8 protein-coding genes are annotated in these 11,733 nt (G+C 40.4%); 5 read left to right on the plus strand and 3 right to left on the minus strand.

Annotation, left to right across the window (positions count from 1 at the left end; genetic code table 11):
• From RHS_RS24385 to RHS_RS24395, 3 genes are all read right to left on the minus strand, one after another.
• Window positions 1–1,840, minus strand: a 1,840-nt coding sequence (locus RHS_RS24385; protein WP_395023508.1) for a diguanylate cyclase domain-containing protein, incomplete at its 3' end; no start/stop codon positions are given.
• A 296-nt stretch (window positions 1,841–2,136) separates the two neighbouring features.
• Window positions 2,137–3,366 (minus strand): sensor histidine kinase, encoded by a 1,230-nt coding sequence (locus RHS_RS24390; protein ID WP_047834631.1) that lies wholly within the window; start codon window positions 3,364–3,366, stop codon window positions 2,137–2,139.
• A gap of 31 nt (window positions 3,367–3,397) precedes the next feature.
• A complete protein-coding gene (locus RHS_RS24395) occupies window positions 3,398–4,093 on the minus strand; it encodes a LytTR family DNA-binding domain-containing protein (protein WP_047834632.1) in 696 nt (231 codons plus the stop codon).
• Window positions 4,094–4,434: 341 nt separating this feature from the next.
• Between RHS_RS24395 and RHS_RS24400 the strand changes: the two genes are divergently transcribed.
• The 5 genes from RHS_RS24400 to RHS_RS24420 form a co-directional block, all read left to right on the plus strand.
• Complete coding sequence (locus tag RHS_RS24400) at window positions 4,435–5,190, plus strand: ABC transporter ATP-binding protein (protein ID WP_027295578.1); 756 nt, start codon at window positions 4,435–4,437, stop codon at window positions 5,188–5,190.
• The gene (locus RHS_RS24405) at window positions 5,174–7,276 is read left to right on the plus strand and encodes an FtsX-like permease family protein (RefSeq protein ID WP_083267619.1); all 2,103 of its coding nucleotides are present in this window, start codon (window positions 5,174–5,176) and stop codon (window positions 7,274–7,276) included. The genes RHS_RS24400 and RHS_RS24405 overlap by 17 nt, the downstream gene beginning before the upstream one ends.
• 315 nt (window positions 7,277–7,591) lie before the next feature.
• The gene (locus tag RHS_RS24410) at window positions 7,592–8,665 is read left to right on the plus strand and encodes a LacI family DNA-binding transcriptional regulator (RefSeq protein ID WP_047834634.1); all 1,074 of its coding nucleotides are present in this window, start codon (window positions 7,592–7,594) and stop codon (window positions 8,663–8,665) included.
• 362 nt (window positions 8,666–9,027) lie between these two features.
• On the plus strand, window positions 9,028–10,272 hold the full coding sequence (locus RHS_RS24415) for a hypothetical protein (protein ID WP_047834635.1): 1,245 nt from the start codon (window positions 9,028–9,030) through the stop codon (window positions 10,270–10,272).
• Between the two features lie 23 nt (window positions 10,273–10,295).
• The coding region (locus tag RHS_RS24420; RefSeq protein WP_395023510.1) for a sugar ABC transporter ATP-binding protein at window positions 10,296–11,733 on the plus strand (1,438 nt) is incomplete at its 3' end.

Consider the following 11,733-nt stretch of genomic DNA (forward strand, 5'->3'; position numbering starts at 1 on the left):
AGTCCTCCGCCCATTCATAACCAATGGCGGCCTTACAATCATTATGGGCAAAATTATATTTCAGCTTATGAATGTTTTCGCTGAAAATCTCCTGGCTGATATCCGTACAGATAATGATAAATTCATCGCCTCCGATTCGATAGTAGGAACCTTGATTAAAGCTGTTTTGCATTAATTCAGCACATTTCTTTAAGAGATTGTCACCACTATCATGTCCATAATGGTCATTGACCTCTTTCAGTCCATTTACGTCCAGATAAACAATGCCGATCGGAATACTTTTGTCTTCCAGACTGTTGATATCCTGTATATAACGGTTTCTATTATAAAAATTAGTCAATGTATCCAGGTAGCTTAAGCGATACAGGGTCTCTTCATCTTCATTCCTGCGAATAGCAAGCATAATAAAATAGCGAAGTGTTTCAAGGAAAGTCACGGCATTTTCCTTGATACTGCATGACGGATTATCCAGACCAATGCAGCCATCTAATCTTCCTTCACGTTCTAAAGGCACCATAATTACACTCTTAATACCCTGTTGGGTCATAAACTCGTATTCAAGTTTCATGGTTGATTTAATATTTTCCAGGTCATCGATCACAATATTTTCCTGATTTCTAAACATATTAAACCAGATAGCAAAGTCTGACTGCGGAAGATTCTGAAGATAATCTATCTGCGGTATGACGTCTTCTCTGCACCATTCTGCCACATTTGACAAGTTGTCCCCATGAAATAAAAAGACATAACTGCGTTCTGCTAAAAATAACTTTCCTACTTGTTCTAAGACATAGGAAGTAGCTTCTAATGCATCATGATTTCGGTAAAGCTCCCTTATGCACTCAACTAGAATATTATCCCGCTCCAGTCGGTTTTTCAGTTCTCTTTTTTCATTGGCTGCGTCTGTAATATCAAAGGCGATCTCCATCCGGGCTGCGTGACCTTCCCACTCCAATAAACGGTCTTTTAGTAAATAGTGCCGTTTGGTAATCGGGTTTGTATGCTCCCAGGTATAATTCTCATCCTTTTTCAGGCGGGAGTTCGTACAAAATGGACAGGGGGAATCAAATCCCTGCAACACTTTATAACACTTCTGCTGTTCCTCGGCACTGATTTGGAACGTTTTCTTTCCGGCTTCATTTACAAAGAGCAATTCATAGGTGTTGATATCTGATACATACATTAGCTCGGAGATTTCGTTCATGGGAATAAGCAAATTTTCAAAACGTTTTGAAAGCTGTTCACTTTTTAAACGATTTTCATTTTCTGCTTCTAATAGTTTATCGCGGCGTTTACTCTGATAATAGGTGAATATGGCACATAAAGCGGTTAGTACGATGAATAAGAGATTCATAAAAAATAATGCGTTACGGGAGTGCTGAACAATTTTCTCTGTATAAACTTCGGCAGCAAGCACCGTTTGATCTGCTAAGTCAAAATAGTTTTCACTCATTTCAAATAAATGATCCCCGGAGGAATCGCCACTCCGGTAAAGATAAATTTCAGACTTTATATCATCCCAATCGTCCTTCATTTCTTCCAATAGAGCCTGATATTTACTATCATCCAGCCGGATTATATTATATTCATCGCTTCCACCGCACAATCCTGCAAGTACATCGTCTAAATGCGAGATTAATTTGTCGTCGGGTACATGATTTAGTTCTTTTTTGATCAGTCTTTGTGTAGCACCGCGGACAATTCCGGCATAGTTAATAACGCGTGCATCTCCCTCAAGATTCGTAATAGACTGTGCCGACTGAAATCCGGTCACTACCAAAGCAATACATAATATGAGCGGCATTGCACCACTACGTAGTTTAAAAAAAATCGTCTTCACTTTGAACCCTTTCTCTGTGTCTGATTTTTTATTTTTCTTGTGAGTATCGATTCAATATCTGTTAAAAAAATGCCTGTTTTTAAAATCTGGTAAAACACACCTTGATCTTATTATATCATATGTGCAAATAAGATCCTAGAGCGTATTTGAAAATTCATTCCATTTATCTGCACGCTCTAATTCGTGTGGAATTTGCTCCGAAAATAGTCAGGGCAGCCCGCTGTAAATGGATAAGTAATGGCATTTTTTTGTTTCTTATAGAAAAGCCTTTCTTTGGATAAACTGCACGCAGCAATTCATGACACGCTGGAAAGGGGTATAATCATAACTACTTCAAATGTTTTCCCCAGGTCCTTAAAATCTATTTCACCTTTATATTTTGCCACAATTTCTTTTACATTAGAGATTCCAAATCCATGTTGTTTCTTATCTGCTTTATCTGTTATAAATTTGCCGTTTTTGGTTGTGGTGGCATTTGTCTTGCTGTTGATCAGAGCGTAACTGAAATATCCATTTTTAATTCTGGCTTTGATTTCAATCCGGCGGTTGGACTTATCCGGGATTTTTTTGCATGCTTCCAGTGCATTATCCAGGGTATTGGATAAGATGCAGCATAGATCCATATCGCGAAAACTCTCCAGCTTTTCCAGGCTGATTTTAGCGTCCACTGAAATATGATGATCTTCCATTGCCTTTATTTTTTGGTTTAAAACCAGATTAATCACCGGATCCCCGGCATAGTTTTTCAGTACGGAATGATTAAGGGATGAAAAGACAGACTCAATGTAAGCGTGGGCTTTTTCGTATTGGGTTTCATTCAGTAATCCATCTACAACCTGCATATGGTTGTTCATATCGTGGCGTATTTTTCTGGTATTTTGATGTTCCTGATCTAAAATATCATAATATGTTGCCTGCATTTGGAGCTGCTTCAAGTCGGATTGTGCCTTTAAGGATTTGATAACGGCAATAATCAGAACAAGAACACCGGTATTAGTAATTATGGTGGTACAGGAACCAAGTATAATTACAGCCACTTCACCTGTCTCCATCTTCAGTACAACCAGAAAGGTCATAAAAAATGCAGCGGTACAAATGATATCCATCAACAGCCACATTCGGTCGGTAAGCTGGTTGATGCAGTTTGACAGCCTGTTTTTAAACAAAAGATATACGGTGAGCCAGAATAAAAAGGTTACCGGGATGGTGAAGCGGGTTTTCATGCCTTCCGTACAGATAATGGAAACCGCAGTCATAATAGGATAAAACAAAACGACAATAGATATCCGGCTTATGGCTGAACCTTTAAAGCAGACCATGGTTAACAGAAGAAAAGCCGCCAGCCCATAAGAGATATTTACTAAATCGGAAAGAAAAATGACATTATAACAAATATACCCCAGGATCAGCATGGCAGGAATCTGAATAATTAACCGGGTTCTTGGCTGAATAAATAAACTAATCAAATGGAATACAAAATATCCCACAAGCAGTGACATGGTGAAAGCAATAAGTGCCGGCAGCATAAGGACCTCCTAATCCGGTTTTTCAAACAGGTTATAGCATTGACTTTGCAAATGTAATCATGACTTCTTTCGTTCTCTGCCGGCTGATGGGAAGCCTTATATTTTTCAGGAGCAGCTCCTGTCCCTCAATACCCGACGCATGAGTCAGATTCGCCAGATAGCGTTGATGGATACGCATAAAGGTATCGGGTACCTGTGCCTCCAGATCGTTTAATTTACCATAGAACTCATAGTTTTCCGTTCTGGTAAATGCCGTGACTTTCCGTTTGTCGCTGGCAAAATACAGAAGACTGTCCCAGGGAATTTTAAAGGTTCCCTGCTCACATTCCAGGAGAAAGAAGGAATCTTCTGTTAAATTCATGCTTTTCAGGGCAGTATCCAAAACAGCCTTGATTTTTTCTTCTTTAAATGGTTTCATAATGTAATTCAAAGCCTGAACTTCGTATCCGTCAAATACATAATCCGTAAAACCGGTAACAAATACCAGGTTAACCAGTTTATTTTCTTTTCTGATTGCCCTTGCGGTTTCCACACCATTTATTTCTTTCATTTCTACATCCAGAAAAATAAGGTCATAACTGCAGATATCACTTTTCAAAAGGGATTCTCCGCTGCCATATTCGTAGATGTGGTAAGCAATGTTTTTTGATTTCAGTATTTTCTCCACTGCTAATTGAAGCAGATATCTCTGTTTAATCTCATCGTCACAGATTGCAATATGTATCATTGTAATACTTCTCCCTCGTAAATGCCAATATTTTATTGCAAATCCAATCTATAGTCCTGCCAAATATTGTAAGTTTATGGAAATAAAATAACTACATTGATTTTATCATAAGATTCTGATTTTGGGAATAGGGTGGAATCCGGGTTTTGCTAACCCTATTTTACAGAAATTCATTGTACAAAATGCACAATAAAAACCAAAAGTTACAAATCAGCAACCAAAGATTACATTGAAAAAATCTTCGGATTGAACCCCGTCCGGTTCCGTGATATTGTGTGTCCATGAGGAAAACCAACAAAAATATTTAAAAAAAATAAGGATAGAAGAGAAGGAGAATTACCATGTTAGAGATTAAAGAATTACACAAATCATACGTAACCGGAAAAACAAAATATCAGGTGTTAAAGGGGGTTGACCTGAAAGTAAATGAAGGTGAATTTGTTGCAGTTATGGGGCCGTCGGGAAGCGGTAAAACAACATTGCTCAACTGTATTTCCTGTTTTATTCCCTATGACAGCGGAGAAATTTTATTGGATGGGGAAAAGTTAGCTGCTCTAAAAGAAGAAAAGATGGCAAAGATCCGAAATGAAAAGCTGGGATTTGTATTTCAGGATTTCATGCTGCTGGACGGTCTGACCGTATTTGAAAATGTATGTATTCCAAAAGTCATTAAAGATGAACCTTACCGCAGCATGGAAAAGAAAGCCAAGACTCTTTTAAACCTCTTTGGGATTGATGATATCGGACATAAGTATCCGGTTGAGATATCCGGAGGTCAGAAGCAGAGAACGGCAGTGGCAAGGGCTTTGATGAATGACCCGCTTATGATCCTGGCGGATGAGCCTACCGGCAACCTGGACAGCCGGTCCAGTGAAGCTGTAATCCATGCGTTTAAACAGGCGCAGAAATCCCTGGGAGCAACAATTTTTATGGTAACCCACGACAGCTTTGCAGCAAGTTTTTGTGACCGCGTGGTAGTTATGAAGGATGGCGGCGTATTTACCGAATTAAGAAAAAGCAAAGGCAGAAGAGAATTCCTGGATGAACTGTTAGTGGTACTAAAAGAAATGGGCGGTGACGATGATGACAATGAATAAGATCTTCAGTAAACTCAGAGATTATAATAAAAAGAATTATGTACAGATGGTATTCTGTGTGACACTGTCTGTAATGCTGATTACCTCCTATGGGATCATGATGTTCAGTCCCACAGTTATGCAGGTACTTCCGGAGGGCGGAGACTCCAGGAAACAGGCTTATATGATTTTTGCTATCGCTTTGATTGGATGCTTTATATTTACAATTTATGCTGCCGGTTTATTTTTTAAATACAAGAGCAGGGAAGCGGGCGTATTCCTGGCATTGGGAACTCAAAAGAGTCAGCTTCGGAATGCACTGTTTGCGGAGATCAGCATTATCCTTTCTGGTTGTACGGCGGTGGGTTTAGCATTAGGGGCTGTTGTTTCCTACTTTATATGGCAGCTGTTTTGCATTCTTGTTGTAGATAATGCGCAGATGAAGTACCAGGCTGATGTCACAGGATTTATCATCGGGTTTGTATTTGCAGCAGTAATGTCTGTCTGTATTATGGGAATGGCAGTGGGATTTATTAAAAGAACAAATCTCATGGATGTTCTGAACGACCATAGGAAAAGTGAGCCGTTAAGAGATGTAAGTAAATTATATGGAATACTAGGAATTGTCTTTAGCATTATGGGGTTTGTGCTGGGATATCTGGTTCCTGGAATCGCTGGAGAAATGGGAGTACTTATGCCTTCTGTATGGAACGCAACCTATCTGCTTTCATTTGCAGGAATTTATATGGTAATTACCTATGCCATTGTTCATCACGAACGGGGAAAAAGACCCCAGAAATACTACCGGAATATCATTTCCTATAACATGATGAAATTTCAGGGAAAACAAACCGTTCGAAATATGTGCATTATTTCCCTGTTGGTAGCAGCCAGCCTTTATGCCTGCTTTTATGCTCCGGGTATGTTATCCGGTATCAGTGAGATTGACAATAATCCGGTGGATTTTTCCATCCCGTCGAAAGTATCTTTTGGAGAGGTACAGAAAGAAGATATTGAGAAGCTGGCGGGAGATTACCAGATCGAAATTACCGGTTACCGGGAAGGGAACTTTGCGGAACTGCTTGGAAGCGGTGTATTAAGAGACTGGGATGACAATAATAAACTGATAGAAAATTACATGGAAAAGTATGAGTACAGTAAATATATGAGCGCCGGAGACTACCGGAAAATGACCGGGGATAATATTCAGGTGGACAGGGGAACTTTCTACCGGATCACATTTCCCCAGGAGCAGAACGGATTCTGGGATAAGTTTGAGGATATGGATTTAATCACGAATCCTGTAACAGAAGAGCAGATGAAAGTCAGGTTAGCAGGAACTATTGCATATGAAGCGTTAATGATAAACGGGGTAAACAGCTACATTCTGAATGATGAGGATTACCGGGAAATCACAAAAGAGCTGCCGGATAACAGACTGTATCATCAGATCTTGTTCAACATTCAAGATTCAGAAGCAGCTTTTGATTTTTCCAAAGCACTGTATGGTGAAATCCTGAAACGTGCGCCAAGAGAGATGCAGGTACAATCCGGATACGATGAATATCAGGAACAGCTGGCCATAGAGGCAGGAGAAGAATACGGCGCGGACCAACAAATGGAGATGTCGCCGGACAATTCCGATCTTATGGGATACTGGAAGTTCTACCCCAATATGAAGGTCATGAAGGAGAAGACATTTTTCCAGACTAATGCAGTATTTTTCATGCTGTTCATCTATGTAGCAATTATCTGCCTGGCAGCGGTGGGAATCATTGCATATACCAGAAGCGTTACCATAGGAATGAATAACAAACAGCTCTTTGATGACCTGAAAAAACTGGGCGGCAATCATAAATATCTGAAAAAATGCATTACAAGCCAGCTTATGAAGATTTATGCACTGCCCGTAATTATCGGAAGTATTTTGATCTATATCTTCACCCTGATGACTTATAAAGGCAATGATGGTGTGGTATCGTCAACGGAAATCTGGGCATTGGGAGTGGATTTCCTGCTGGTGCTGGGTGTGGGTGTGTATATGTATGTGGTTTACAGGGCATCACTGAGGAAGATTGAGGGAATAATTGGGAATAAAACAAGTTGAGAAAATATAGGGGATATAGAAGAGGGCAAAAGCGGCAAACCGTTTTTGCCCTCTTGACTCCTGAGTTAAAAATCATTTATCACCATACCCTCAGCCGTCTCAATCCCCCTATTGTTTTTCCAAAAGATTATCCTCAAAAAGCAGTCAGTAAAAAATAATTTAAGCTGTTTGAATCTTCGGAATATTATGCTATTATAATAATAATACCTCCCATATAGTGATAATCGTATGGTTTTATATATTGCATTTATGAGATGATAGAATAAATGCAGCGAGGATATTCATAAACCCATGTAAGGTGAGAAAGGAGGAGCCATGGCAGGCATAAAAGACGTGGCAAAGCGCGCCGGAGTTTCCATATCCACGGTTTCAAATGTATTAAATAATTCCAAATTTGTCAGCCCTGATTTGCAGAGAAAAGTAGAAATAGCTGCAAAAGAGCTTTCTTACAAACCGAATCCGGTAGCGAGAAGCATGAAGAAGAAAAAGTCAGGAACCATAGGAGTTATCACAGCTGATATGTGCGGGCTTTTTTATCCATATATTGTGAAAGGAATCTATTCTGTAGCAAATGAAAAAGGATACCAGATTATGATCTGTGATACCCAGGGAGTTTATGGGGAAGCGGCGGCTATCGAACGGGAGCTGGAAAAGTTTAAAAGTTTGATTACGAATCGGGTAGATGGAATTATATTTGCTTCTGTAGTGCCCCAGAGCGGACAGGACAATTATCTGAAGAAGTTAAAAAATCTGGCGGAGCATGATAAGAAAATTCCGCTGGTCAGCATAGAGCGTGATTTTTCAGAATATGGGATAGATTCTGTGTATTTCGATGGTGTAACGGGTGCAAAAATGGCAGTGAAACATTTGATAGATGAAGGATGTAAAAGGATTGGGCATATTTCCGGACCTTTTTTTATGAGCATCGCAACAGACCGTGCCCTTGGATACCGAAAGGCAATGGCAGAAGCAGGACTAAGCGTGGATGATTCTATGGTTGCAGAAGGGGATTATTCTCACCAGAGCGGCTATGCTGCGATGAAGGAACTGCTTAAATCCATGCCTGGCATTGACGGTGTATTCAGCGGCAATGACCAGATGGCAGTAGGCGCATTAAAAGCACTGCGGGAGCACCATAAAAAAGTTCCGGAAGAGATTAAGATTATCGGCTATGATGATGTATTTATTTCAAGCGTAGTGGAACCGGCTCTTTCGACCATTCATATACGCAAAAAACATGCAGGGATTGAAACGGCAAAAATTTTATTTGACAGAATTGAAAATGAAGAAAATAAAGAAGTAATCAGGATGAAGATGGAATCGCGTCTGGTTGTTCGTAAATCTACGGTGAAAGATGCACCGGAAGATTGGATATTGTCGGACTGGTAAGAATAAAGAGTAAGGGTACCTTTTAACAGGAGGAAGCCCTTATTTTTTTGTGGTAAAAGTAAATTCAATTGACAGAAAAACGTTTTGCTGACATAGTCAAAACAAACGTAATATTTATGGAATTAGCGTAAATGAATAAAATTGTCTTGCAAAAGAGTAAAGGGACAGGGGTATAAGTTGTAATATAGTGCTAAAAATACAGATAATATTTTGAATAAATTGTATAAAAAAATAATATTATTTAAAACACCATTGACAGAAAAACGTTTTTCTGATATTCTTGTGTCAAGTTAAACAGATGATTTTAGAAAGTAAATAAAAAATTATAAGAAATGTACAAATACTGGAGGAGGTTTATGCAAATGAATAAAAAGGAAGTAGTTGACCGGGCACTTGAGCAGGGAAAAGGAGTTTTACGGCTGGCGCCAACCTGGGTGCCGAGATCATTTTGCAGACCGGGTAAACGAATAAAACTACATCCGGACGATTATTTTATTCTGGGTCAGAGGGGCGGTATTGATGAACGATGGTTTGCTTCTACGACTTGGGCAGAAAATGGTCCCGGTACACCGGAGGATGAAGGACTGAGTTATATCGTTGCGGATGATGAAGGAAAGGAAAAAGTACTTCTGAGAGATGCCATAGAACTGGCAGGTCCGGCAATTATCGGTGAGACGCTATGGAATAAGTATCATGGCTGGGCAATGTTTTCCAAATTCTTTGATAATGCAGGACCGCTTCCCCATCATATCCATCACCGAGAAGAACATGCAAAACGGGTAGGGGCATCCGGCAAGCCGGAGATGTATTTCTTTCCCTCCCAGCTGAACAATCATGGCGGTGAATTTCCATTTACGTTCTTTGGATTTAATCCTGAGACTACAAAGGAAGCAGTGCTGGAAGCATTAAAGAAATTTACAAAAGGGGATAACAACATCCTGGGTTTATCCAGAGCTCATAAACTGGAACTGGATACGGGGTATGATGTACCGCCGGGAGTAATGCATGCACCCGGCAGCCTCTGCACTTACGAGCCTCAGTTTGCATCTGATGTTTACGCAATGTACCAGTCAGTACTATTAAATGGACAGATCGTGGGAGAAGATCTCCTGTGGAAAAATACACCCCCGGAGGAAATGGGGAACTATGATTACCTTTTGGATGTAATTGACTGGGAAGCGAATATAGATCCCGACTTCCATGAAAAACGGTACATGAAGCCGGTTCCGGTGAGACCTTTGGAAGAAATGCTGGAAAAAGGTTACATAGAAGAATGGATCTGCTACAAATGCAAGACAGTTTCAGCAAAAAGGCTTACTGTATTACCGGGGCACACCGTTACGATCAGGGATCTGGCACCATATGGACTCATCTGCCTGGAGGGAAATGGAAAGTTTGGCGTATGGGAAATAGAGTCTCCGGCTTTAATCCATTATGGGGAATTAACCCACGATGAATATTTTGTAACAGAAAAAGCCGCAAAGGAAGGGGTCACAATCACAAATCCTTCCTTCACAGACCCAATTGTTATTCTGAAGCACTTCTCGGATAATCCGGAATTGAATATAAACCAGAGCCCGTTTGAAACTCCGGACACGCGCTGTTAAACATATAGGAAGGAGGAAGTATTTTGCAAAGTGAAAAATATATCCTGGAGGCAAAAGGTATCAGTAAATCATTTGCAGGCGTAAATGTACTGAATAACGTAGAGCTATGTATCGCACCCGGTGAACTCCATGCATTAATGGGTGAAAACGGAGCGGGAAAGTCAACGCTTATGAAAATTATCATGGGAATATATACCAGAGATAGCGGCGAGATCATCTTTCAGGGGCAGCGGGTTGATTTTAAAGATGCGCGTGATGCCCTGGATATGGGGATTTCCATGATTCATCAGGAACTGAGTCCGATACAGGAAATGACAGTTGCCGAAAACGTCTTTTTAGGAAGAGAAAATAAAAAAATAAAAGGACTTCCTTTTGTTGATGTTAAAGAGCTCAATAAAAAAACGGAAAAAATCTTAGAGGAATATGGTTTACAGGAGCTGATAAAACCAAATATGAAAATGAAACATCTGAACATTGCCCAGGTTCAGATGATGGAAATCATAAAAGCGGTTTCCTATGATTCAAAAGTAATTATTATGGATGAGCCAACATCATCATTATCTGAGACAGAAACGGAAATATTGTTTAAGATAATTGATAATCTAAAAGCAAAAAATGTAGGGATTGTATATATATCACACAGAATGGATGAAGTGTTTCAGCTGGCAGACCGGGTGTCGGTTCTGCGTGACGGAAGCTTTATCGGCTGTGTGAGGATATCCGAGGCATCGCCGGAAGAACTCATCAACATGATGGTAGGACGGGAGCTGGAAGGTGGTTATCCGGTTAACGATTCGCCAAAAGGAGAAGTTGTCCTGGAATTGAAGAAGTTTACCCGGAAAGGAATATTTCAGGATATTAATATTGAGGTCCGCGCGGGGGAGATCCTGGGGCTGGCAGGTCTGGTAGGCGCCGGACGAAGCGAAGTAATGCGTGCCCTGGTAGGATACGACAGGCTGGACAGCGGCGAAATAATTATGGAGGGAAAGCCCATAACCATCAACCACCCAAAGGATGCAAACAGGTACCATATCATTATGGCATCTGAAGACAGAAAGGATCTGGGTTTGGTATTATGCCGCGATATTAAGGAGAATATAACCCTTCAAAATGCAGATAAATACAGCCGGTTAAGCTTTATCAACAAGGCAAAAGAGAGAAAAATATGCGATGAAATGGCACGGAAAATGACTACAAAAATGAACGGCATTAATGACCTGGTGAGCAGCCTGTCCGGAGGAAACCAGCAGAAGGTAGTTTTAGCAAAATGCCTTCTGGCCGGACCTAAAGTATTAATTATGGATGAGCCCACGAGAGGAATCGATGTAGGAGCGAAAGCGGCTATCTACCGTATGATGGTAGATCTTGCAAAAGGGGGCATGGCTATTATCATGATCTCATCTGAAATGCCGGAGCTGATTGGAATGAGTAACCGTATCATCGTAATGTCCAGAGGCAAGA

Origin of the sequence: Robinsoniella sp. RHS (assembly GCF_001029355.1) — a bacterium.
Taxonomy (GTDB): Bacteria; Bacillota; Clostridia; order Lachnospirales; family Lachnospiraceae; genus Robinsoniella; species Robinsoniella peoriensis.

Bases quoted from the DNA above. Each gene is read 5' to 3' on its own strand.
- RHS_RS24390 (WP_047834631.1), bottom strand. From the start codon at position 3,366: ATGCTGCCGGCACTTATTGCTTTCACCATGTCACTGCTTGTGGGATAT.
- RHS_RS24395 (WP_047834632.1), bottom strand. From the start codon at position 4,093: ATGATACATATTGCAATCTGTGACGATGAGATTAAACAGAGATATCTG.
- RHS_RS24400 (WP_027295578.1), top strand. From the start codon at position 4,435: ATGTTAGAGATTAAAGAATTACACAAATCATACGTAACCGGAAAAACA.
- RHS_RS24405 (WP_083267619.1), top strand. From the start codon at position 5,174: ATGATGACAATGAATAAGATCTTCAGTAAACTCAGAGATTATAATAAA.
- RHS_RS24410 (WP_047834634.1), top strand. From the start codon at position 7,592: ATGGCAGGCATAAAAGACGTGGCAAAGCGCGCCGGAGTTTCCATATCC.
- RHS_RS24415 (WP_047834635.1), top strand. From the start codon at position 9,028: ATGAATAAAAAGGAAGTAGTTGACCGGGCACTTGAGCAGGGAAAAGGA.